This is a genomic window from Marinobacter sp. F3R11, from assembly GCF_003318275.1.
Taxonomy (GTDB): Bacteria; Pseudomonadota; Gammaproteobacteria; order Pseudomonadales; family Oleiphilaceae; genus Marinobacter.
Genome location: NZ_QOCH01000013.1, coordinates 271,743 through 295,726, shown reverse-complemented (window position 1 = coordinate 295,726; position 23,984 = coordinate 271,743). Strand labels below are relative to the sequence as shown.

Genomic DNA, 23,984 nt, shown 5'->3' with positions numbered 1-23,984 from the left:
TGCCTGGGTCTCACGTCGTATTCGTAAGCTGGACGGCCCGGCCTTGCGTGGCAGTGATTCTTCGCGATATCGCCCGGCGGTTTTCCGCACGGTTTCAGTTTTTCCGGTGACAGCTCGCCGCTTCTTAGCGGGTCTTCCCTGGCACTGCGGAAGCATTTCTTGCGCCGTGCCCGATAGTGATTGGGCGTTCGGCGTTCAAACTCTTGGATAGTGTCGGTATACTTCTGCCGCTCCGGCTTCTGACTCGAATTGGCCAGGCCGTAGACAAACGACAGATCACGCAGGAATATAACAGTATTCAGGGGGTCGTTCAATCCCGCCCGTATCAGCTGCTACACCACCAGTCAAAGGAATCCTATGTCCCGTAAACCCATGACCGGAAAATCCGCCAAAGTCAGGGCCAGAAAGCCGGCTTCACGCCAAGATAACGGGGCTGGTACCGGAGCGGCTTCCAGGAGCCAGGCTGTCGGGCCGGACAAGGTTCAGCAGGGGGTTGTGTGGGTGACTGTCGATGAGGATAACCATGGGCAACGTCTGGATAATTTTTTGTTGGCTCAGCTCCGGGGTGTGCCTCGAAGCATTATTTATCGGATTGTCCGAAAGGGTGAGGTGAGGGTTAATAAAGGCAGGGTCAGGCCGGATACTCGCATTGCCACGGGTGATCAGGTGCGTATTCCCCCGGTTGTTCGGAAAGAGAAGGCTCCTCAGGCGGCCCCGGGTAGTCGGGTTCAGAGCGTGGTGGAAGCCGCAGTCGTCTTTGAAAATGACCAGATGCTGGTGGTTAACAAACCGTCAGGTATTGCGGTGCATGGTGGTAGCGGTCTCAGTTTTGGTTTGATCGAGGTTTTGCGGGCGGCGCGGCCAGAGGCGCGCTTTCTGGAACTGGTGCACCGGTTGGACAGAGATACGTCCGGGCTTGTGATGATCGCCAAGAAGCGGTCAGCGTTGCGTTATCTGCAGGACGAACTCCGTCAGAGACGGGTCCGGAAGCAGTACCATGCTCTGGTTGCGGGCAGTTGGCCTGAAAGGGTTGGACGGGTTGAGGAGCCGTTACTGCGTTATGAAATGCCTAATGGCGAAAGAAGGGTGAGGGTGGATAAGGCTGGCAAAGCCTCGGTTACACTGTTTCGCTGTCTTGCCCGCTACAGCGGGTACACCCTGGTGGAGGCATCACCGGTGACCGGCCGCACTCATCAGATTCGTGTTCACAGTGCCTGCACTGGTCATCCGATAGCGGGGGATGACAAGTATATGGATGATGTAAGCCTTAAGGCATTCCGGTCTGTCGGTGGTCAGCGCCTGATGCTGCATGCCCGGGCGCTTGAGTTTACGCTGCCCGTTTCGGGGGAGGCGGTCCGGTTCGAGGCCCCTTATGATGATGCATTCAGTCAGGTGTTGAGCCGGCTCGAAGTGCGCGCAACGGGAGCGAGATAATGGAAGTGAAAGTTGTTATTTTCGATTGGGACGGGACTCTTGTGGATTCCGTAGATCATATTGCGGACAGTCTGCATCAGGCCGCCACGGAGCTGGGTTACCCGGCCCTTGAGAGGGAGGCCTATCGTGACATTATCGGTCTGGGTCTGGTCGAGGCTCTGGAAAAGCTTTATCCAGGAGTAAGCAGAGAGGAAATTGCTGCTCTCAGGGAGGGGTATGGTAATTATTTTTTCCGTAAGGTGACTACGCCTCAAAACATATTTGAAGGTATGGCGGATGTGGTCGCTGATCTTCGGGAAGTTGGCCGCGGGTGTTCCGTTGCGACAGGGAAGAGCCGCAGGGGGCTTGAGTCGGCGCTGGTTTCCAGTGGGCTTGGGGCGCATTTTGATATTACTCGTTGTGCCGACGAAACCCGGTCCAAACCGGATCCTCTAATGCTCGAGGAAATCCTGCTTTTTTACGGGATTGAGGCTTCTGAGGCCGTTATGATTGGCGATACCCGTTATGATCTTGAAATGGCTCAGCGTATTGGTATGCCTTCTATAGGTGTTGAGTGGGGAGTGCACAAGCGTGATGTACTTGGGGGTTACGCTCCCCATGCCATCGTTGATTCGGTACCCGATCTGCGCACTGTGCTCGGCTTGTAAATTAATTTTTGTGGTTTTCTTTCTGACAGGATGGATGCATGAGTGATTGGGATTCCGATAGGACACCAGGGTGGGATGACAGACCGGCAGAGCCACGTTCCGGGCGAAATCAGCCGCGTTTGCCGCCTGAGTCGGGGCGCGACTGGCGATTGATTGAAAAGCTTGTGATGTCCTTGCAGTCAGAACAGCGCCGGAGTCGCCGGTGGGGTATTTTTTTCAAGCTTCTTACATTTGTATATCTGTTCGCTTTGCTGGTCATTGTCTGGTCGCCGTTTGGAGGCAGTCTGGATGCAACAGTCGGCAAGCATACCGCGGTGGTTGAAATAAATGGTCCGATTGCCGCAGATGAGCTGGCGAGTGCTGACAATATTGTTGGTGCTCTGCGCTCGGCATTTGAGGAATCGGATGCTGTTGCGGTTATCCTGCGTATAAACAGCCCTGGCGGCAGCCCTGTTCAGTCTGGCTATGTCTATGATGAGATCAGGCGTTTGCGGGGAGAATACCCGGAGAAGAAAGTCTATGCGGTGATCTCTGATATCGGGGCATCCGGAGCCTACTACATCGCTGCTGCGGCTGATGAGATTTATGCCAACCGTGCCAGCCTGGTCGGGTCCATTGGTGTGGTCGCCGGAGGCTTCGGGTTTACCGGTGTCATGGATAAGGTTGGTGTGGAGCGCAGGCTTTACACTGCTGGCGAAAATAAAGCGTTTCTGGATCCGTTTTCACCTGAGCAGGAGCAGGAAGTTGCTTTCTGGCAGGATGTGCTTGAGAACACTCATCATCAGTTTATCAAAGCGGTCAAGGATGGTCGTGGCGATCGTCTGGCGGATGACGAACGCCTGTTCAGCGGTCTTGTATGGAGTGGGGAGCAGGCGCTGGAGTTGGGGCTTGTTGACGGACTTGGTAGTACCTCTTCTGTCGCCAGGGATGTGGTTGGCCAGGAAGATCTGGTGGACTACAGTCATCGCAAGGGGGCTTTGCGTGATCTGGTTGACCAGCTGGGAGTCTCATTTGGCCAGGGTGTTGTCGGTCATCTGGTTGAGTCTCGTATGGAATTGCGATAAGAGGGCTGATCAGGGCCTCTTATGGCTCCAGCAGCGGGTTTCTGCCCCAGGCCATGAGCATTTCGTTCAGGGCTATTAATGGCAGGCCGATCAGGCTGTTGGGGTCCCGGCCCTGTAGTTCCCTGAACAGGGTGATGCCGAGTCCTTCCATCTTGAAGCTTCCGGCGCAGTCGTAGGGCTGCTCTTTGTGGAGGTATGCTTCGATTTCATCTGAGCTCAGGTCCCTGAAGTGCACGGCAAATAGCTCGCAGGATGTTTGCAGGCTCCCTGAATCGGCATCCAGCAGAGCCAGCCCGGTGTAGAAGCTGATGTTCTGTCCGCTGCTCCGGGTTAGTTGTCTCACGGCGTTCGGGTGGTTTTCTGGTTTGCTCAGCAGGGTGCCATCCGGTAGTGCGGCGACCTGATCAGAGCCAATGATCCAGTGTTTCGGGTGGCTCGGAGCCAGAGCCCTGGCTTTTGATGTCGCCAGACGGACTGCGAGAGTTTCCGGAGTTTCGCCGGCAAACGGCGATTCATCAATATCCGGACTGGCGCTGGAGAATGGCAGTCCAAACCTGGTCAGCAGTTCACGACGATACCTGGATGAGGATGCGAGCAGCAGGGGAGGGTGAGACATAGGGCGAATTCCTTTCTGGATTTGTGCGCTGTTTTTCAGCGGACATATCGTAGAATACACTTACGGAAACCGGAACCCCTGGCCAAAACCCTACGAAGTCTTTGACAGCAGCGAGCTTGGCACCTAGAATTGCGCGCCTATGTCAAATGCGTCCAGTGCCGAATTACCAAAAATAGTTGACCCATTCCGGTTGGCGGAGCACGACAACGTGCTGGAGGGAGAGATTCCTCTCAGTGCATTGTCTCGTTTTCGTGAAACTGTTCTGGGGTTCGAGGAAGGCGCTGTATGCCGGGTCAAGCTGTCCTTCTATATGGACAGTGAGCGGCGACGTATTGTCTCTGGTGAGCTTGAAGCTCCGGTCAGGCTGGAGTGTCAGCGTTGTATCGGACCCATGGATTCGGTGTTGATTTCCCGATTCGTACTGGGCCTGGTTACCAGTGATGAGCAGGCCCAGCGTTTGCCTAAGGACCTTGAGCCGTTTCTGACGGTCGACTTCAGTGCAGATCTCTGGTCCATGGTTGAGGATGAGTTGTTGCTTGTTCTGCCTCCATATCCGCTTCATGACCGGAATGAATGTCCGGCAAAAGAAGATCTGGAAGCATACGAGCCAGGTCACTCTCTGGCAGAGCCGGAAAAGAAGTCAGGTGAGAACCCGTTCAGTGTGCTGGCGGGCCTTGGGAAAACAAAGCATTAAGACGGGCGTGGGTTTCCTTTTAGCGGAAACCGGCGCAATTAAACGAACATACGTTACTTGTAACGATATTCAAGCAAAGTTTACGTTAACAGGTCAGGAGTAGAACCATGGCTGTACAGAAGAATCGTAAGACCCGTTCCAAGCGTGGCATGCGCCGTGCCCACGATGCTCTGAGCACTGCTGCTCTGAGCACTGATTCAACAACTGGTGAAGTTCATCGCCGCCACCACGTGTCTCCTGACGGTTTCTATCGTGGCAAGCAGGTAATTGAAACCAGCGACGAGTAATATCGTTGTATAGCCGCGTCTACCTCAATTGAATGGAAGAACGGTGAAGCCGGTCACCATCGCGATTGATGCCATGAGTGGCGATCGGGGATCTGCAGTTGTAGTCGCTGCGGTTCTTCAGGCGGTGCGTGAAAATAAAGCCTTGAGCGTTATTCTGGTGGGAATCCAGAGTGAGCTTGAGGCTTTTTTGCGTGAAGAGCATCCCCGGATTCGCATTGTGGAGGCTGCTGATGTTGTTCATATGAACGAACGTCCTTCCCATGCGCTGCGGCACAAGAAAAACTCATCCATGGCCATTGCTTTGACTCTGGTGCGTGATGGCGAAGCTCAGGGATGTGTCAGTGCAGGAAACACCGGGGCCCTGATGGCCTTTGGCCGTTCAATTATTCGCATGTATCCAGGCATTGAGCGTCCGGCAATTGCGAAACTGATCCCCTCCCTCAGAGGGAAGTGTCATGTGCTGGATCTTGGCGCCAATGTTGATTCAAGTGCGGAAAACCTTTATCAGTATGCCCTGATGGGGTCGCTCATGGCGTCTGCAATCTGCCGTCAGGGTGAGCCGCGAGTTGCACTGCTGAATGTTGGTGAAGAAGAGATAAAGGGTAATGAGCAGGTTCGCCTGGCATCCCACATGCTCGCCCAGTGTGAATCACTTAACTACATCGGATACGTTGAGGGCAGTGATCTGTTCCGGGATGTCGCCGATGTGGTGGTTTGCGACGGTTTTGTGGGTAATATCGCCCTGAAAACCGGGGAAGGGGTCGCCGGACTGCTTATTGAACTCATGGAACAGGCATTTACCCGCACGCTGTATGGTCGCTTTGTGGGGCTGATTTCACGCCCTATCATAGGTCGACTCCTTCGGCTAATGGACCCATCCCGGCATAACGGTGCCAGCCTTCTTGGGTTGCAGGGTGTGGTTATCAAAAGCCATGGAAATGCCAATGAACGCGCTATGTTGGCTGCCATTCGTCAGGCTGTACGTGAAGTTGAGCTGGAAGTGCCCAGGCGTATCAATGAGCGCCTTGACGACCTGATGCTCTGATGGCCCCAGTCTGAAACCGTGCTTCTGGTTTGTGCGCTATACTCGCACCAAACCTGCGCAGCTTGTACTATTGGCTAATCTCCTGAAACCTTCAATGACGATAAGATCCCGCTTATGAAATCAGCCTTTATATTTCCCGGACAGGGTTCACAGGCAGTTGGCATGCTTTCCGCGGCCGCTGAATCCTGGCCCATGATCAACAAAACCTTCGCCGAAGCATCTAATGTACTTGGCTATGATCTCTGGCATTTGTGTCAGAAAGGCCCGGCAGAAGAGCTTAATCAGACAATGATTACCCAGCCAGCTATGTTGACGGCCAGTATCGCGCTCTGGCGGCAATGGTTAGTGGCAGGTGGACCCAAGCCGGATTTTCTGGCTGGGCACAGTCTGGGTGAGTACAGTGCACTTGTAGCTGCAGAAAGCCTTGATTTTGTAGAAGCTGTAAAACTGGTGCGGCTGCGCGGTGAGTTGATGCAGGAAGCTGTGCCTTCCGGCGAGGGGAAAATGGCGGCTATTCTCGGTCTTGAAGATGCCGACGTTGTGGCTGCCTGTGAAGAGGCTGCCAATGGTGATGTTGTTGCAGCGGTAAATTTCAATGCTCCCGGCCAGGTTGTAATTGCCGGTTCCGCAGCGGCTGTTGAACGGGCTGTTGAAGCGTGCAAAGCAAAAGGCGCGCGAAAAGCGATGCCCCTCCCGGTCAGCGTTCCTTCGCACTGTGCGTTGATGAAAGGTGCCGCAGAAGAGCTGGCTCAGGCATTGGAAGAGGTTCGTTTCAATGATGCACTGACACCGGTTATACAGAATGTTAACGCTGCAGCGGAGACAGATTCGGCTACACTTAAGGCCAACCTTCTCAAACAGCTTTATTCGCCTGTGCTATGGGTAGATTCGGTTCGCACTCTGGTTAACAGCGATGTTACCGTCGCCATTGAGTGTGGTACCGGCAAAGTGCTTGCAGGCTTGTGCAAGCGAATTGACCGTGGACTTGCTGTTCATGGTATTGAGGACCCTCAGGCACTGGCAGCTGCGTTAGCGGCATTTGAACCGTCTTGAAGAAAGGGAGTTGTACATGTCTCTGGAAGGCAAAGTTGCACTGGTAACCGGTGCTACCCGTGGAATTGGTAAAGCCATTGCTCTGGCACTGGCAAAGCAGGGCGCAGAAGTTGTTGGCACCGCCACCAGCGCTGAGGGAGCTGCAACCATTACGGCTAATCTCCAGGCTGTGGGTGCAAGCGGCTATGGTATTGTGATGAACGTTGCCGATCCTGACAGTATTGAGGCCGGCCTGAAAGAAATTGCTGATAAATCCGGAGCGCCTCTGATTCTGGTTAATAACGCGGGCATAACCCGTGATAACCTGCTGATGCGACTGAAGGATGACGACTGGGCCTCTGTGCTCGAAACCAATCTCTCAAGTGTGTACCGTACCAGTAAGGCAGTATTGCGGGGTATGGCGAAAGCGCGCTGGGGGCGTATTATTAACGTCAGTTCCGTGGTCGCCAGTATGGGTAACCCGGGGCAGGCGAATTATTGTGCAGCCAAGGCCGGGGTGGAAGGTTTCACCCGCAGTCTGGCGAAGGAAATGTCGAATCGTGGCATCACATCGAATTGTGTTGCTCCCGGCTTTATCGACACAGATATGACAAAAAAACTGGACGACAGTCAGCGTGAGGCTATGCTGGAAATTATTCCTGCAGGTCGTTTGGGGCAGCCGGAAGAAGTGGCGGCCCTGGTTGCTTTCCTGGCGTCCGATGTTGCTGGTTATGTGACTGGGGAAACCATTCATGTAAACGGCGGAATGTACATGGGATAAGCTCCGGTTCCGGAGCTCGTGCGCAACCCTTTGTCGCACAACATGTTTAACCGGATCCCTGCTTGTTTGCAGGTAGGGTTTACACTAAACTGGCAGCACATAGTTGCTTGGTTGATACACAAAGTGAGGACATTATGAGTACAGTTGAAGAGCGCGTGAAGAAGATTGTTTGTGAACAGTTGGGCGTTAAAGAGTCCGAAGTTCAGAACTCTTCTTCTTTTGTAGAAGATCTTGGCGCTGACTCACTGGACACCGTTGAGCTGGTCATGGCGCTGGAAGAGGAATTCGAAACTGAAATTCCTGATGAAGAAGCCGAGAAGCTGGCTAGTGTTCAGGACGCGATCGACTACATCGTCGCGCATACCTGATACTCAGCAGTTAAGTTAGCCAGGCAAAAAGCCGTCCTTGTCATTCAGTGAAGGACGGCTTTTTTTTGCCTGAGAATTCCCGGGCTTCGGGTTCATGAGTAGTAACAGCGACAGATCAAAGATCAGGTGAGCGGGGTTATGAGTAAACGGCGGGTTGTGATCACTGGCATGGGAATGTTGTCACCCCTGGGGAATGATGTGGCATCTTCCTGGGAGGGTATTCGGGCGGGTCGTAGCGGAATTGGCAAGATCGATCGTTTTGATGCTTCTGAATACAACACTCGCATTGGTGGTGCAATCAGAAACCTTGACCTGGAACCTTATCTTTCTTCCAAAGAGGCCAGAAAGCTCGATGCGTTCATCCACTATGGGCTGATTGCAGCTCAGCAGGCAGTAGATGATAGTGGGCTCGCGGAATACGATGAGCTGGACTGTGACCGTGCGGGCATAGCTATCGGATCTGGTATTGGCGGGCTGGAATATATTGAGAAGAGCGTACTGACTATGGAAAAGTCAGGCCCTCGCAAAGTGTCGCCGTTCTTCGTACCTGCCTCGGTGATTAACATGATTTCCGGTAATGCTGCGATTCGCTTCGGATACCGGGGGCCAAATATTGCCATTGTTACTGCCTGCACTACCGGCACCCATAATATAGGGTACGCTGCCCGTACCATTGCATATGGCGATGCGGATGTGATGCTTGCTGGTGGTTCTGAAATGGCGACAACTCGCACGGGTATTGCTGCATTTTCATCTGCCCGGGCTTTGTCGACCCGTAATGACGAGCCTGAGAAAGCCAGTCGCCCATGGGACAGAGACAGAGACGGGTTTGTGCTGAGTGACGGTGCCGGGGTGCTGGTGCTGGAAGAGTTGGAACATGCAAGACGGCGTGGTGCGACTGTTTACGGTGAACTGGTTGGTTTTGGCATGAGTGATGATGCCCATCATATAACTGCGCCGCCTGCAGACGGTGAAGGTGCTGCACGTTCGATGATTAATGCGTTGCGGGACGCCGGACTGAAACCTGAAGAGGTTGACTACATTAATGCCCACGGCACCTCAACACAGGTGGGCGATATAGCTGAAATTGCGGCTGCCAAACGCGTATTCGGTGGTCATGCGAGCCGGCTTGCCATGAGTAGCACCAAATCCATGACCGGACATCTGCTGGGCGCTGCTGGCGCGGTGGAGGCCATATTTTCCCTGCTTGCCATAAACGACAGCGTATTGCCGCCAACGATCAATCTGGATAATCCGGATGAAGGTTGTGATCTGGATCTTGTCCCCAATGCCTGCCGCAAAGCTGACGTTCGCGTAGCCCTGTCCAACTCATTTGGCTTCGGCGGCACCAATGGCACATTGATTGTTCGACGCTACGAAGGCTGAGTATCTATGTTCAACCTGTGCTGGGCTGATGAAGGCGGTTTCCCGGCCGGTGATCGGGGTGCGGCATACGGAGATGGCCTGTTTGAGACCATAAGGATGCATGGTGACCAGGGGGTGCTGTTGTCCCGCCACCTTGACCGAATGGTTCGGGATGCAGGTCGCTTAGGTATCCCTGTTTCACTGACAGCACTTCGGAAAGCTTGCGCAGCGGCGACCAGTCGTTACGCCGGTCGTTTCATGACCGGTGGCGCAAGTTGTGACTGGGTGCTCAAGCTGACGCTCACCCGGGGAGAGGGGGGGCGAGGGTACAGGCCAGGCTCCGGAATCAGACCAACTCTTATGGTATCTGCTGGCTCCATGCCAGAAGCGCCACTTCCTTCCGGTGTTGCCGCTGATTTTTCCCGGGTTCCGCTGATGGTGAATCCCCTGCTGGTGGGAATCAAATCTCTCAACCGGCTTGAGCAGGTGATGGCCGCCAGAGAAATTGAGGGTGAACTGTTTGAAGTTATCATGTCAGACACTGCGGGAAATCTGGTTGAGGGTACTCGTACGAACCTGCTGCTTAAAGTGCCTGGTGGCTGGGTAACACCTCCAGTCAAGAGCCTTGCTGTTGCCGGCGTGCTGCGCCAGTGGGTACTGGAAAGACTCAGGGCGCGTGGAGAGTATGTTGAAGAACGCGCAATGGGTATCGGGGATGTACTGGGGTCTCATTGTCAGGGGCTTTATCTGTTGAATAGTGTCATTGGAGTTGTTCCAGTGCGCAGTCTTGCAGGACAGGATTTGCCTGGGGATGGCGGACTTGCGACAATCTTCAATCCTCTCGAGCTGCTGGAATAATTCGTTTGTTCAAAAAACTTTTGATTGCAGGAATTTGTGCTGCCGTTCTGGTATGTGCAGGTACGGGTTTATGGGTATGGCAGGGGCTGGGCTCGCTGTCAAAGCCTGTCGGTATGGCTGAACCTGTGTTGTTCAATGTGCCCGCAGGTACTGCTTTCAGCGAGGTTGCCAGGCAACTGGAGGCGCGTGGCCTGGTTGAAAAGAGCCTGTGGGTGCGCGTTTATGGCCGCTTGTTTCCTGATCAGACAAGAATCAAAGCCGGAGAATATGAGTTCACTGGCGGAATGACCGCCGAGGCCATGCTGGACAAAATGGTTAAAGGTGACACCAAACACTGGTCTGTTCAGTTTATCGAAGGCTGGACGTTCAGTGACTTGCGAGCTGCTCTGGCATCGACAGAGCGCCTTGAGAGGGTTACATCTGAGTGGTCGGATGAGCAAATCATGGAAGCCGTTGGTGCCGAAGGGGAACATCCTGAGGGGCGTTTCTTCCCGGACACCTATTTGTTTACCAGCAGCGAGTCGGACCTTGATCTGCTCAGGCGCTCATTCCAGCGCATGGAGACTGTTCTTTCGGAAGAATGGGAAAACCGGGAAGAAAAGCTGCCATACGATAGTGCTTATGAAGCATTGATTATGGCATCCATTGTTGAGCGGGAAACCGGTGCTCCCCATGAGCGTGGACAGGTTGCAGGGGTATTTGTACGGCGCCTGGAAAAAGGCATGAGATTGCAGACGGATCCTACGGTGATTTACGGTATGGGAGACAAATACAAAGGCCGTATTGGCAGTCGTGATCTGCGTACTCACACACCCTACAACACATATCGCATTAACGGGTTGCCGCCCACGCCTATTGCCTTACCTGGCAGGGAGGCCATTCACGCTGCGCTGCACCCGGAACCCGGTAAATCTCTTTATTTTGTTGCCCGTGGTGACGGCACCCACAAGTTTTCCAGTACCCTGGCGGAACACCAGAAGGCAGTCCGGGAGTTTCAACTTAATCGCCGGTCGGACTACCGGTCCTCTCCAGCAGGCAAGGATGATAAAGAATGACTGTTCGTGGTCGGTTTATTACGTTTGAAGGAACCGAAGGCGTAGGTAAGTCCACTCAGATTGCCAACGCTGCTGAAACTCTGAGAGAACTTGGCGTAGATTGTATTGTCACCCGCGAGCCTGGTGGAACCCCCATGGCTGAGTCGATCCGGGAGCTTCTCCTTGCCCCGCGTGACGAGCCGGTTAACGATCTGACTGAATTGCTCTTGATGTTTGCCGCCCGTGCGCAACACCTGCATGCTCTGATTCTTCCTGCCCTTAAGAAGGGCCAGTGGGTACTCTGTGATCGTTTTACTGATGCCACTTTCGCCTATCAGGGAGGAGGGCGCGGGGTTCCTGGTGAGCGGATCGCGTTGCTGGAAAATCTGGTACAGGGTGACCTGCGCCCCGATCATGTGGTGTTGTTGGACGCTCCGGTGGAAACCGGTATGACACGGGCAAGAAACCGGGGAGAACTGGATCGTTTCGAACAGGAAGCTGTGTCTTTTTTCCAGCGCATTCGTGACACTTATCTGGCTCGGGCTGCAAAGGAGCCCGGTCGGTATAACATCGTGGATGCGTCGGCTCCATTGGACGTAGTGAGCGCGCGAGTCAGCGAACTTATGTGCAAGTTCCAATCGGATCTGCTTTAATTGAGTCATATTCTCACTTAAAGGTTTCTGTTGCGTCTATGCTGGATGCCCGACTGCTCAAGCTTCCAACATCCTCCCATCAGCATCGCCATGGACATCACCAGATAGTAGTGGGTGTTCAGGGCGAGGCAGATTTGAGCATCGACGGAACCGGCTCCCATCTGGATACGTGGAAAGCATGCCTCGTACCGGCAGAGGCCTTGCACGACTACTGTGGTGATCATCAGAATCATGTGATGGTTATCAATCTTGATCCCTCGAGTTCTGCCGTCTCCACTCCCAATCACAACGACTATGAGCGCATGGTTCGAGTGTTCGAAAGACCACGCACGATTCATATGGATAGTCGTTTACAAGGGTTGGTTCAGTTTGCCGCCAGCGAATTTGACCGTGCCCCTGGCAATGTAGCTATGCATGGCCACCTTGCTGCCAGCATCCTTTATTGTATGGCCGACAGAATTGTCGACCGGAATGCAGGGATACCGAACCGGCACAGCCTCAGTCCGGACGCAATCCAGCGCTATATCGGGGCGAACCTTCACAGGAAAATCACAGTTCAGGACCTGGCCCGCGAGTCCTGCCTGAGTGTGAGCCGTTTTCATGAGGTTTTCCGGGAAGTGGTGGGCACAACCCCGCATCAGTTTCTTTTGCAGGCTCGCCTCAATCAGGCTGTTTTTCTCCTGGCGTCAACGTCGCTTTCGGTGTCGGAAATCAGTTACCGCGTTGGTTTCTCATCCCAGAGTGCGCTAACCAACGCGTTGCGTAAGCATAAAGGAACGACCCCTTCGAGACTGCAGGTCAATGAAAAGGTTGCCTGATTCGTCTTGAACCAGCCGCACTCCCGTAGAATTCTGCAAAATAATCGTAGGATTTTGTAAGCCGGTAATACGTAGTAATACTAGGCTTGTCTTGTTAATTTCCATCTTGATGACCTGGTGACGTTGCAGTCGCGGATTGACGATACTTAGCTATAGTTAAGATCGAACGTACGATTGGTGATCGCGCTTGGATTCGGAAGGAATTTCAGTATACAAAAAGAAAGACACAGTAGGCTGGTATCCGTTGCCAGGCCTGTGTTTTAAGAGCGGATACAATCCGACTCATTAAACCGGAGGAATTCCATGGCTATTGGTGTTTGGATCAGTCTATTTGCTTATTTTGCGCTCATGATTGCCATTGGCATTTATGCGATGCGCACATCTACTTCGTCATCCGAAGATTACATGCTTGGCGGCAGGGGGCTCAGTCCAAAGGTGGCGGCTTTGTCTGCGGGCGCTTCCGATATGAGCGGATGGTTGCTTCTGGGCCTCCCGGGAGCGATGTATGTGTCTGGCCTTGCTTCGGCCTGGATAGGGGTCGGCCTGTTTGTAGGGGCTTTTATCAACTGGGTTATCGTTGCTCCGCGCTTGCGCGCTCAAACTGTTCATTATGGCAACGCGCTGACTATTCCTGCCTTTCTTGCGAATCGCTTTCCCACTCAGGCATTACCGCTGCGGACTGTGTCTGCGATTGTTATCGTCGTGTTCTTTGCTGTTTATACTGCTTCGGGCCTGGTGGCCGGAGGCAAACTGTTTGAAAGTGCGTTCGCTGGAATTTTCAGCTTCGGTGGCCTGAGCGATTACAGTGTAGGCATCGTAATAACCTTAGGTGTCGTACTGGCCTACACGGTTGTTGGTGGGTTCCTTGCGGTGAGCATGACTGACTTTGTGCAAGGTTGCATCATGATGGTTGCGCTGGTTCTTATGCCGGCAGTTGTTCTTTTCGGAGAGGGAGGCGGTGGCTTCGCTCAGGCTACTCAGACGCTGAATGACGTGGATCCGAAGCTGCTCTCCTGGACACAGGGGTTAACGTTCATTGGATGGCTGTCAGCTGTAACCTGGGGGCTGGGTTATTTCGGTCAGCCACATATCATTGTTCGCTTCATGGCGATCCGCTCGGTAAAAGAGGTTCCGGTTGCCCGGAATATCGGTATGTCCTGGATGGCTATTTCATTGATTGGTGCGATTGGTCTGGGTATTTTCGGCCGGGCTTATGCGGTACGTAATGGAATGGATATTGCCGATCCTGAGACTATCTTTATCATTCTCGCTGATTTGCTGTTCCACCCACTGATTACTGGTTTCCTGTATGCAGCCCTGCTGGCAGCGGTGATGAGTACCATCTCCAGCCAGCTGCTGGTGTCTTCATCTTCTCTTACAGAAGACTTTTACCGCCTTTTCCTTCGTAAGGAAGCCGGTGACCGTGAGTGCGTCAACGTTGGCCGTGTATGCGTAGTGCTTGTTGGCCTTGTCGCTGCAGTTATTGCTTCAGACCCCAACTCTCAGGTTCTGGCTCTGGTTGGTAACGCATGGGCTGGCTTTGGCTCTGCCTTTGGCCCCTTGATTATTCTCGGGCTTATGTGGTCCCGTACGAATGGTGCTGGCGCGCTGGCAGGCCTGATCGTCGGGGCCAGTACTGCAATGATCTGGGTATCTCTGGGTTGGAATGGCGAATTTATGGGCGGCCCTGGTGTCTATGAAATCATTCCAGGCTTCATTGCCTCCTTCATTGCAATTGTGGTTGTAAGCCTTGCAACTTCTGATGCAAATGAATATCAGGCGGTGGATCACAGCTGAAAAAGAGCGTGAGATACCTGATGGCAGAAAAAGGCTCCTGAGGGAGCCTTTTTTTGATCAGGCGAACTTTGATTCTCAACTGGTAGATCCGGTTGCGTACGACTATCTTTAGAAGGTTACCTATTCACGTGTGAGTCAGAATAATGATAAAAAGGATTCGTTTCATGAGTAAAAACAAAGTCTTGAAGTGCGCCTCGGGGCTGCTGGCAGCAGCTGTGGTTTCCCTTTCTGCCGGTGTTCAGGCGGAAGGTAATTATGTAATGGGTACAGCCACGACTGGTGGAACCTATTATCCCGTTGGTGTCGCCATTTCAACGCTTATCAAAGTCAAGCTTGAACCTTCTACAAATATATCGGTTTCTGCGATCAGTTCCGCCGGGTCTGGCGAGAACCTTAAGCTAATGGATGAAGGCCAGATTCAGTTCGGCATTCTTCAGGGGCTTTATGGCGCCTACGCGTGGAATGGCTCCGGGCCTGTATCCAAGGCATACAAAAACCTGCGATCAGTTTCTATGCTCTGGCAGAATGTGGAGCACTTTGTTGTTACCCGGGAAGTTGCAAAAACCGGGACTATCGAAGATATGGCTAACCTGTATGGAGAGAGTTTTTCTATCGGAGCAAGGAACTCTGGCACCGAAGGATCAGGTCGTTTCATTCTTGGAAAAGTGGGCATTGATCTCGAAAAGATAAATCTCGCCTACCAGGGCTATGGCCCGAGTGCCGACGCCTTGCAAAACGGCAATATCAACGGCATGAACATACCGGCCGGCGTGCCCGCTGCAGCAGTTACAAGAGCCTACGCCAATATGGGGGATGAAATTACTACACTGAACTTCACCCCGGATCAGGTTGCCCGGGTGAACAGCGATTTCGAACTCTGGACTCCTTATACCATTCCTGCCGGCACCTACCCGAAGCAGGTTAAGGATATCAATACTATTGCCCAACCCAATATTCTGGCAGTTCGTGATGATGTCCCGGAAGATGATGTATATGAAATCACCAGAACCATCTACGAGAACCTTCCGTTTCTGAACAACATCCACCCTGCAACCAGGGCCATGGCATTAGAAAAAGCCATTGCCGGCCTTCCAATGCCTCTTCATCCTGGTGCGGCACGCTTCTATAAGGAGCAGGGGGTCGAGATTCCCGAGCGGTTGATTGCACAGTAATGGTCGCTGGTATTACTAAGGGCGAACCCGTTATCGAGGTTCGGGATGAGAGTGCCAGCGAAGCGAGTGAACGTCTGGAGCACCGGCTGATCGGGCCGGTGGTCTTCTGGCTTACTATAGGTACAGCGCTGGTTCACCTCTATTTTAATACTGTCTCTACATGGTCGGAGCTATGGAGCTCGGCTTTGCATTTTGGCCTTTTTGGCCTCATCTGCACCCTCACTACCCCAATGCTCAGGGCCCGCTCTGTAGGAGGGCAGCGGTTCGTGCTGGGTGTAGATGTCGTATTGGGGTTAACCGCGCTGGGCTGTGCTTTTTATCTGATTATCTTTGAAGATGATTTGTACCAGCGCGGATTTAATTTCGATACAGCTGACTGGATGGTCTCGATCGTTTCCGTGGCGTTGATACTGGAGTTTGCCCGGCGAACTGTTGGCTGGTTTATTCCCGTTCTTTGTGTGGTTGCGCTGACCTATGTGGCCTGGTGGGGGCAATATGTTGACGGTATTTTCAATTTCCCCGGGCTGTCATGGGAAACGGTTCTCTATCGTTCCTATATTGGAGGTCAGGGGATGCTGGGATCCATCGCACGGATTTCCTGGACCTATGTGTTCATGTTTATTCTGTTCGGTGCCTTCCTGGTAAAGTCCGGGGCAGGGGATTTTATTATCGAACTGGCTCGCTGTGCTGCAGGGCGGTTTGTTGGTGGTCCCGGGTTTGTGGCTGTATTTGCCTCGGGCCTTATGGGTTCAGTCTCGGGTTCCAGTGTGGCAAACACGGTTTCTACAGGTGTGATTACCATACCCTTGATGCGCAAAGCCGGCTTTCCTGCCCGTTTTGCTGCGGGTGTAGAAGCGGCGGCCTCCACGGGGGGACAACTGATGCCGCCGGTGATGGGGGCGGGGGCCTTTATCATGGCCTCCTACACTCAGGTTTCCTACCTCACAATTATCAGTGTTGCCGCTTTGCCTGCGCTGCTCTATTTCATTTCGGTGGCCATGTTCGTGCGTATTGAGGCCAAACGCAGCCATGCAGTCAAACTTGAAGATGATGCTGCCCCTTCACTCAAGGAGGTTCTTAAAGGCGGCTGGCATTTCCTGTTGCCTCTGGTGGTTCTGGTCGCTGCGCTTGTTTATGGCTTTACGCCGACCTATGCGGCAGGTATTGCCATTCTGTCTGTGGTAATTGCCTCCTGGCTTTCAAAGCACCCAATGGGGCTTCGCGACATTCTCGATGCACTTGTGATGGGCACGCGGAATATAACGACCACAGCGATCCTGCTGATTACAGTCGGGTTGATCGTAATGGTTGTATCTACAACAGGTATCGGAAATACCTTCTCAATTATGATTACTGACTGGGCGGGGGGAAGCCTGCTGTTAACGATCTTTCTGGTTGCTCTTGCATCCTTGATTCTGGGAATGGGTCTACCGGTAACTGCAGCTTATATCGTGCTGGCCACGCTCTCAGCACCGGCGATATACAACTTGATAGCGCAAAGCCAGCTGGTTGAGCTGATGGTTAACGGGAATCTGCCAGAGCAGGCGAAAGCTATTTTCATGCTGGCCGCACCTGACAGGTTCTCTTTGCTGGATGCGCCCATGGACGCAGCAACTGCACAGCAACTGCTCTCGCTGGTGCCGGATACCTTCAGTAGCCAGCTTTTGGAGCAGGCGTTATCACCAGCAGCGCTGTCCATGCTGCTGGTGGCTGCCCATATGGTTATTTTCTGGCTGTCACAGGATTCAAACGTCACACCGCCTGTTTGTCTGACTGCGTTCGCTGCTGCGGCGATTGCCGGAACTCCTCAGATGCGTACAGGCTTTACCGCCTGGAAGCTGGCCAAGGGTTTGTATATAGTGCCGCTTCTGTTTGCATACTCGCCCCTCATTACTGGTGATTTTACCGAAATGATCCGGGTATTCTGTTTCGCTTTGTTTGGTATTTACGCGATCATTGCAGGTCTTGAGGGTTATCTGGAGCACAGGCTTAATCTTCTTGTCCGGATACTTATGTTCCCGATTGGTGCTCTGATGCTCTGGCCTCACGGGCATCTGTTGTTGGATGGAGCCGGTTTGGTCATTTTTCTGATAGTTCTGGTCTGGAGTAGCCGTTGTGGAAAGCGTTTGGATGCCGGTTCTGCGGATAGCAAGGCAGGAATGCAGGGCGCTGAATGACTGTATCTGAAATAGCAGCGCTGCTCGCGTTGGGCGGCGTAGCCGGATTCATTAATGTGCTTTCTGCAGGCGGGTCGATGTTGACTCTGCCTCTACTGATGTTTCTCGGGCTGCCCCCGCAGGTTGCAAACGGCACCAATCGGGTTGCGATTATTCTGCAGAGCACAACCGCAGTGGCTGGCTTCAGGCGCCTTGGGCATGGAAACCTTCGGGTAAGTCTGCATCTTGCTATACCGGCAGTTCTGGGATCCCTGTTGGGCGCCTGGATAGCGACCTGGGTGGCGGATGCGATATTCGAGCTGGTGCTGATCACGGCCATGATTGGTGCTTCGGTATTCATGCTGCTGCCTCAGCCCAGGCTGGATACCAATCCTCTGACTCCCGAGCGGCTTGGCCCGGTGATTTATGTAGCCATGTTTCTCATCGGCGCATACGGAGGCTTCATTCAGGTAGGTGTTGGAGCCTTGTTTATCGTGGTGCTGTATCGCATGCTGCGTATTGACCTGCGCCAGGTCAATGTCTTCAAAGTGTCGATCATTCTGCTTTACACCATACCTGCATTGGCGGTCTTTGCGATTAACGGGCAGGTTCGCTGGGGTATGGGTCTGATTCTTGCCGTCGGGAATATCGCCGGAGCATTTGTTGCCGTCAGGGTGAACCTGAGTGAGAAGGGTGGGCAATGGGTGAAATGGATCACCCTCGTTATGGCTGGAGCAATACTGATCCGCCTGATTGCTTATTGATCAAACGTTCGGCGTTGGCTTTAAGGCCCTCACACAAAAAAACGCCAACCCGAAGGTTGGCGTTTTTACAGAACTGCACCTGAAAAGGTCAGTGCTTAAGCAACGTTCGCTTCAGCTGCCTTCTTGGTGTAGTTATCCATCTTGTCGAAATTCAGATACTTGTAGATCTCTTTCGACATGCTGTTCAGGTCTTTGGCGTACTCCATATACTCCTGTGGAGTCGGGAGTTTACCAAGTATCGCACCCACAGCAGCCAGTTCCGCAGATGTCAGGTACACGTTGGCACCATCACCCAGGCGGTTCGGGAAGTTACGGGTAGAGGTGGACAGCACGGTACTCTTGGCAGCTACACGTGCCTGGTTACCCATGCACAGTGAGCAGCCCGGCATTTCGGTGCGCACACCAGCTGTACCGTAGATGTTGAAGTAGCCTTCTTCCATCAACTGAGCCTGATCCATCTTGGTAGGCGGAGACATCCACAGACGGGTTTTCAGTGGCGCTTTGTTCTGCTCAAGCAGTTTACCTGCAGCACGGAAGTGACCAATGTTGGTCATGCAGGAGCCGATGAATACTTCGTCTACCTTGTCGCCAGCCACTTCGGACAGGAAGCGGGCATCGTCCGGATCGTTCGGGCAGCAAACGATGGGCTCTTTGATATCTGCCAGATCAATCTCAATAACGTGCGAGTACTCTGCATCTTTGTCAGCGCGCATCAGCTTCGGATTGGCAATCCATTCTTCCATCTGCTTGGCACGACGTTCCAGGGTGCGTGGGTCGCCATAACCTTCGGCAATCATCCAGCGCAGCATGGTGATGTTTGAGCGCAGGTATTCGGCAACAGACTCTTCAGACAGGTTGATGGTACAACCCGCAGCGGAACGTTCTGCAGATGCGTCAGAAAGTTCGAATGCCTGCTCAACGGTCAGTTGCTCAAGACCTTCGATTTCCAGGATACGACCGGAGAATTCGTTGATTTTGCCTTTCTTCTCAACGGTGAGCATGCCTTGCTTGATACCGTAAAGAGGAATGGCGTGTACCAGGTCACGCAGTGTGATGCCGGGCTGCATTTCGCCTTTGAAGCGAACCAGTACAGACTCTGGCATATCCAGTGGCATAACGCCTGTGGCCGCAGCGAATGCAACCAGACCTGAACCTGCTGGGAAGGAGATACCCATGGGGAAACGGGTATGGGAGTCACCGCCGGTACCGACAGTGTCAGGCAGCAGCATACGGTTCAGCCAGGAGTGGATGATGCCGTCGCCAGGGCGCAGGGCAACACCGCCGCGGTCGCGCATGAAGTCCGGCATGGTGTGTTGCATTTCCACATCGATGGGCTTCGGATAAGCCGCTGTGTGACAGAAAGACTGCATGACCAGGTCAGCCTGGAAGCCAAGGCAGGCCAGATCTTTCAGTTCGTCACGGGTCATTGGGCCGGTGGTGTCCTGGGAACCCACGGTGGTCATATGGGGTTCGCAGTATGTGCCCGGGCGAACACCTTTGCCTTCTTCCAGTCCACAGGCCTTGCCGACCATTTTTTGGGCGAGAGTAAAGCCTTTGGTGCCGGCTTCCGGATCATGAGGCAGACGGAACATGTCCGTGGCGCCCAGGCCCAGAGCGGTACGCGCCTTGGCGGTCAGACCACGGCCAATGATGAGAGGAATACGGCCACCGGCCTGAACTTCGTCCAGAATAACGTCAGACTTGAAGGTGAATTCGGAGATGGTTTCTCCGGCTTCGTTCAGGATTTTGCCTTCGTAAGGGCGGATTTCAATGACATCGCCCATGTTCATGTTGTCTACGGGTGCTTCGAATACCAGTGCGCCGGCATCTTCCATGGTGTTGAAGAAGATCGGGGCAACCTTGTTACCGATGCATACACCGCCGGCACGCTTGTTTGGTACTCCGGGAATATCGTCACCAAAGAACCACAGAACAGAGTTGGTGGCAGATTTACGGGAGGAACCGGTACCTACAACGTCACCGACGAAAGCAACGGGCAGACCTTTGGATTTGATCTCATCGATCTGACTCATCGGGCCAGTAACGCCAGGCTCTTCCGGCTTCAGGCCGTCACGTTCCATTTTATAGGCTGCACGGGCGTGGAGCGGGATGTCCGGACGGGACCATGCATCCGGAGCCGGAGACAGGTCGTCAGTGTTGGTTTCGCCGGTAACCTTGAATACCACCATTTTGGTGCTTTCGGGTACCTTGTTTTTACTGGTGAACCACTCGGCGTTGGCCCAGGATTCAACGATAGATTTAGCAACTGCGTTGCCAGCGTCCATTTTTTCTTTGACGTCATTGAAGGCGTCAAACATCAGCAGCGTGTGTTTGAGTTCTTCGCCGGCCAGTTCGGCCAGTTCAGGGTTGTCCAGCAGATCAACCAGAGTGGCGATGTTGTAGCCGCCCTGCATCATGCCCAGCAGCTGAACTGCTTTTTTATTGTCGATCAGTGGGGAAGAGGCTTCGCCTTTGACAATAGCGGTCAGGAATGCAGCTTTAACATAGGCGGCTTCGTCTACACCTGGCGGAATGCGGTTTTCCAGCAGGTCAACCAGTGTTTCTTCTTCGCCTGCCGGCGGATTTTTCAGCAGCTCAACCAGAGCAGCAGTTTGTTCAGCATTCAGCGGCTTGGGGGGAATATTCAGAGCCGCACGTTCTGCAACGTGTTCACGGTAGGCTTCTAACACGATCTGGACCCTCATCAGTTGGTATGTCCCGCGCTCTGACAATGCGCCTGGCGGGAGTTTATTAGCGGAAAGACCTTTAGTTGGCGCTGTATTCTATAGGAAACCCCTTATAAAGTTAAGTTGGACAGAGGTCGGAGAAGTCTGTTAGCTAAGTTATAATCCTGCACCCAATTTATCGATATAGCGGCTATTCATGAACAATAAAACAGGCAGTGTGGCTCAGGCCCTGCAAGAGATTCACGATTTTCTGCCGTGCGCGACGCCACAGCAGTGGATCGATAACGCCCTGGCGAATCCGGATCTGATGCTGATAGATCACGCCCATTGCGAAAAAAAGGCGGCATCGACTGCGCTTAGCCTGATGTATCGATATGTAGAAAATACCAATCTGCTCAATAAAATGTCCCGCCTGGCCCGGGAGGAATTGCGTCATTTCGAGCAGGTACTGGCCATTATCAACAAGCGGGAGATTGTGTATTGCCACCTGACTCCTGCGCGCTACGCTGCCGGGTTGCGCAAAGATGTGCGCACGGAAGATCCTGGCCGTTTGGTGGATGTTATGGTGGTCGGCGCTATCATCGAGGCACGCTCATGCGAAAGGTTTGCTGCTCTGGTTCCGTTTCTGGATGATGAACTGGCGGATTTTTACAATAGCCTGCTCAAATCCGAGGCGCGTCATTACAGGGACTACCTGGCTCTGGCAGAACAGGCTAATGGTGGTTCTGTCGATGAGAGAGTTGCAGAATTTCTGGCGATTGAAAAGCAGCTGATTCTGGATCCGGACAGTGAGTTCCGGTTCCATAGCGGACCTGTTGGCTGAATATCAGGCGAGTTCCCGACACAGGCTGATCCATGCGTCAATCCCGGCACTCCGGTACTTCTGTTTATGCAGAATGAAATAAAACTGCCGCTCAAAATTCCGGTTTTCGGGCGTTTCCAGAGGAATCAGACTCCCACGTCTGAAAGCATCAGCGAGAACGACCTCGGACAGACAGCCTATGCCGAGGTCGGCTTCCACCGCGCGTTTTATCGCTTCGGTATGTTCCAGTTCCAATAGTACGTTCAGGTCCGGAAGCAGACCGTGCATGCCTCGGTCAAAGCTTTGGCGGGTTCCGGAGCCTTGTTCTCTCATTATCCATGTGGCGTTTCGAAGATCCTCGTCTGATACTTTCTTTTTTGCTGCCAGCGGATGAGTGGGGGAACAGAACACCACCAGTTGATCCCCCCTCCAGGGCAGCACCTCAAGTTCCGGGGACTGCAGTTCGCCTTCAATCAGCCCGATATCCAGCTCATAATCCTTGACCCTGCGTGCGATAGTGCTGGTATTGGCTACTTCAAGCGATACCCGCGGGCGGGTAGGGGTATTCATGTATTGGGCCATGACGCCTACGGCCAGATAGTTACCTATGGTTAAGGTGGCGCCTACTTTCAGGGCACCTACTTCGGAATGTTTGCTGAATGCCTGCTCAAGCTCGGTTGCCTGGGCCAGAACTGCTTCCACCTTGGGCCGGTATAGCCGCCCGAGTTCGTTCAGTTGCAAGCGTTTGCCAACACGGTCGAATAACTGGATATCGAACTGACTTTCCAGTTCCTTGAGAGCGCTGCTGGCGGCAGACTGGGACATGGACAGGGATTCCGCAGCACGGGTGATGTTCTGGAAACGTGCCGCCGCCAGGAAGACTTCGAGTTGTCTGAAGCTGTATTTCATAACAAAACGCTCTATATCGATACGGTCGAATAAGGTTATGGGAATAACCTGTTTCTTCGATAGGTTAGTGATGGGGTAAGCTTCAGGCAATCCATATTTGCAACATTTGCCGCCGAAAACATACGGGATGGGCCTGAGACTCAAATGAGCAACCTGATAAAAGAAACTGTAACCAGTGTACACCACTGGAACGATACCCTGTTCAGCTTCAAAACCAGTCGCGATCCGGGATTCCGTTTCAAGAATGGCCACTTCGTGATGATAGGCCTGGAAACTGATGGCAAGCCATTGATGCGTGCATACAGTATAGCCAGTGCGAATTACGAAGAGGAACTTGAGTTCTTCTCTATCAAGGTGCAGGACGGACCGCTTACGTCCCGTTTGCAGAAGATTCAGGTAGGGGATGAAATTCTGGTTAGCCGCAAGCCAACAGGTACGCTGATTCTGGATAACCTTCTGCCGGGCAAAAATCTCTGGTTGATCAGCACGGGCACCGGTCTTGCTCCGTTTATGAGCATTATCAAAGATCCGGAAGTATACGATGCCTTTGATAAAGTCATCCTGACTCACGGAGTACGTTACGTCTCAGAGCTGGCTTATCAGCAGGAGATTGAAGGGCTGCCGGAGAATGAGTTCTTCGGTGAAATGGTCAAGGGCAAGCTTGAGTACTATCCCACAGTTACCCGGGAGGCGTTCCGTAATGAGGGTAGGCTGACCACGGCTATGGAAAGCGGCAAGATAACCCGGGATCTGGGCCTGCCGGACTTTGATCCTGAAAATGACAGATTCATGATTTGTGGTAGCCCGAGCATGCTCAAGGATACCTGCGCCATACTGAATAAAATGGGTTTCAAGGAAGCTCGTGGTAGTGACGTGGGGCATTATGTGATTGAAAGGGCTTTCGTGGAGCAGTAAATAATCTGTGTTCTCCATGAGAAAACCGGAACCCGGAGCGAGAGCTTCGGGTTTTTTTATGAACTCTGGAACTGAGTGTATAGTAT

23 protein-coding genes are annotated in these 23,984 nt (G+C 53.1%); 20 read left to right on the top strand and 3 right to left on the bottom strand.

Translation table 11 applies throughout. The features are described 5' to 3' along the window. Positions 1–357: 357 nt before the first annotated feature. Genes rluC through DS878_RS06365 form a run of 3 tightly spaced genes read left to right on the top strand, consistent with a single transcriptional unit; the run spans position 358 to position 3,145 of the window. Positions 358–1,434 carry a 23S rRNA pseudouridine(955/2504/2580) synthase RluC gene (rluC, locus tag DS878_RS06375; protein WP_187298751.1) on the top strand — a complete coding sequence of 359 codons (1,077 nt, stop codon included), beginning with the start codon at positions 358–360 and terminating at the stop codon, positions 1,432–1,434. Next, positions 1,434–2,081, top strand: a complete 648-nt coding sequence (locus tag DS878_RS06370) for an HAD family hydrolase (RefSeq protein ID WP_113815127.1) — start codon at positions 1,434–1,436, stop codon at positions 2,079–2,081. The genes rluC and DS878_RS06370 overlap by 1 nt, the downstream gene beginning before the upstream one ends. A 38-nt stretch (positions 2,082–2,119) precedes the next feature. Further along, positions 2,120–3,145 carry a S49 family peptidase gene (locus DS878_RS06365; protein ID WP_113815126.1) on the top strand — a complete coding sequence of 342 codons (1,026 nt, stop codon included), beginning with the start codon at positions 2,120–2,122 and terminating at the stop codon, positions 3,143–3,145. Between the two features lie 19 nt (positions 3,146–3,164). On the opposite strand, the gene DS878_RS06360 is transcribed toward DS878_RS06365, so the two are convergent. Beyond that, positions 3,165–3,761 (bottom strand): Maf family protein, encoded by a 597-nt coding sequence (locus DS878_RS06360; protein ID WP_113815125.1) that lies wholly within the window; start codon positions 3,759–3,761, stop codon positions 3,165–3,167. A gap of 139 nt (positions 3,762–3,900) precedes the next feature. On the opposite strand from DS878_RS06360, the gene DS878_RS06355 reads away from it, so the two are divergent. The 15 genes from DS878_RS06355 to DS878_RS06285 all read left to right on the top strand — a co-directional run bounded on the left by DS878_RS06355 (position 3,901) and on the right by DS878_RS06285 (position 18,585). Further along, a complete protein-coding gene (locus DS878_RS06355; RefSeq protein WP_113815124.1) occupies positions 3,901–4,455 on the top strand; it encodes a YceD family protein in 555 nt (184 codons plus the stop codon). A 107-nt stretch (positions 4,456–4,562) separates the two neighbouring features. After that, positions 4,563–4,742, top strand: a complete 180-nt coding sequence (gene rpmF, locus DS878_RS06350) for a 50S ribosomal protein L32 (protein WP_113815123.1) — start codon at positions 4,563–4,565, stop codon at positions 4,740–4,742. Positions 4,743–4,785: 43 nt separating this feature from the next. Then, positions 4,786–5,787 (top strand): phosphate acyltransferase PlsX, encoded by a 1,002-nt coding sequence (plsX, locus tag DS878_RS06345; protein WP_113815122.1) that lies wholly within the window; start codon positions 4,786–4,788, stop codon positions 5,785–5,787. Positions 5,788–5,901: 114 nt separating this feature from the next. Further along, positions 5,902–6,840: an ACP S-malonyltransferase gene (gene fabD, locus DS878_RS06340; protein WP_113815121.1), complete on the top strand. Its 939-nt coding sequence runs from the start codon at positions 5,902–5,904 to the stop codon at positions 6,838–6,840. A gap of 16 nt (positions 6,841–6,856) precedes the next feature. Next, positions 6,857–7,600: a 3-oxoacyl-ACP reductase FabG gene (gene fabG, locus DS878_RS06335; protein WP_113815120.1), complete on the top strand. Its 744-nt coding sequence runs from the start codon at positions 6,857–6,859 to the stop codon at positions 7,598–7,600. Positions 7,601–7,734: 134 nt separating this feature from the next. After that, entirely contained in the window at positions 7,735–7,968 is a 234-nt protein-coding gene (acpP, locus tag DS878_RS06330; RefSeq protein ID WP_012136033.1) for an acyl carrier protein, read from the top strand. A 138-nt stretch (positions 7,969–8,106) separates the two neighbouring features. Continuing rightward, positions 8,107–9,354 (top strand): beta-ketoacyl-ACP synthase II, encoded by a 1,248-nt coding sequence (gene fabF, locus DS878_RS06325; protein ID WP_113815119.1) that lies wholly within the window; start codon positions 8,107–8,109, stop codon positions 9,352–9,354. A 6-nt stretch (positions 9,355–9,360) separates the two neighbouring features. Then, entirely contained in the window at positions 9,361–10,191 is an 831-nt protein-coding gene (locus DS878_RS06320; RefSeq protein ID WP_113815118.1) for an aminotransferase class IV, read from the top strand. Positions 10,192–10,196: 5 nt separating this feature from the next. Further along, positions 10,197–11,246 (top strand): endolytic transglycosylase MltG, encoded by a 1,050-nt coding sequence (gene mltG / locus DS878_RS06315; RefSeq protein ID WP_187298750.1) that lies wholly within the window; start codon positions 10,197–10,199, stop codon positions 11,244–11,246. Further along, positions 11,243–11,878, top strand: coding sequence for a dTMP kinase (gene tmk, locus DS878_RS06310; RefSeq protein ID WP_113815116.1), 636 nt, complete (start codon positions 11,243–11,245; stop codon positions 11,876–11,878). The genes mltG and tmk overlap by 4 nt, the downstream gene beginning before the upstream one ends. A 38-nt stretch (positions 11,879–11,916) precedes the next feature. Further along, positions 11,917–12,696, top strand: coding sequence for an AraC family transcriptional regulator (locus DS878_RS06305; RefSeq protein ID WP_113815115.1), 780 nt, complete (start codon positions 11,917–11,919; stop codon positions 12,694–12,696). 303 nt (positions 12,697–12,999) lie between these two features. Further along, a complete protein-coding gene (gene putP, locus DS878_RS06300) occupies positions 13,000–14,493 on the top strand; it encodes a sodium/proline symporter PutP (RefSeq protein WP_113815114.1) in 1,494 nt (497 codons plus the stop codon). 164 nt (positions 14,494–14,657) lie between these two features. Next, positions 14,658–15,665, top strand: coding sequence for a TAXI family TRAP transporter solute-binding subunit (locus tag DS878_RS06295; RefSeq protein ID WP_113815113.1), 1,008 nt, complete (start codon positions 14,658–14,660; stop codon positions 15,663–15,665). Beyond that, positions 15,665–17,842 (top strand): TRAP transporter permease, encoded by a 2,178-nt coding sequence (locus tag DS878_RS06290; protein WP_113815112.1) that lies wholly within the window; start codon positions 15,665–15,667, stop codon positions 17,840–17,842. The genes DS878_RS06295 and DS878_RS06290 overlap by 1 nt, the downstream gene beginning before the upstream one ends. Further along, positions 17,839–18,585: a sulfite exporter TauE/SafE family protein gene (locus DS878_RS06285; protein ID WP_113815111.1), complete on the top strand. Its 747-nt coding sequence runs from the start codon at positions 17,839–17,841 to the stop codon at positions 18,583–18,585. The genes DS878_RS06290 and DS878_RS06285 overlap by 4 nt, the downstream gene beginning before the upstream one ends. A 95-nt stretch (positions 18,586–18,680) precedes the next feature. Here the strand turns inward: DS878_RS06285 and DS878_RS06280 are convergent, their stop codons facing one another. Next, positions 18,681–21,275 (bottom strand): bifunctional aconitate hydratase 2/2-methylisocitrate dehydratase, encoded by a 2,595-nt coding sequence (locus DS878_RS06280; RefSeq protein WP_113815446.1) that lies wholly within the window; start codon positions 21,273–21,275, stop codon positions 18,681–18,683. 193 nt (positions 21,276–21,468) lie between these two features. Here DS878_RS06280 and DS878_RS06275 point away from each other — a divergent pair, with 193 nt between their 5' ends. After that, positions 21,469–22,095 (top strand): tRNA-(ms[2]io[6]A)-hydroxylase, encoded by a 627-nt coding sequence (locus DS878_RS06275; protein WP_187298749.1) that lies wholly within the window; start codon positions 21,469–21,471, stop codon positions 22,093–22,095. 3 nt (positions 22,096–22,098) lie between these two features. On the opposite strand, the gene DS878_RS06270 is transcribed toward DS878_RS06275, so the two are convergent. Then, positions 22,099–22,983 (bottom strand): LysR substrate-binding domain-containing protein, encoded by an 885-nt coding sequence (locus tag DS878_RS06270; RefSeq protein WP_113815444.1) that lies wholly within the window; start codon positions 22,981–22,983, stop codon positions 22,099–22,101. A 144-nt stretch (positions 22,984–23,127) separates the two neighbouring features. On the opposite strand from DS878_RS06270, the gene DS878_RS06265 reads away from it, so the two are divergent. Beyond that, positions 23,128–23,898 (top strand): ferredoxin--NADP reductase, encoded by a 771-nt coding sequence (locus DS878_RS06265; RefSeq protein WP_113815110.1) that lies wholly within the window; start codon positions 23,128–23,130, stop codon positions 23,896–23,898. The last annotated feature ends 86 nt before the right edge of the window (positions 23,899–23,984 follow it).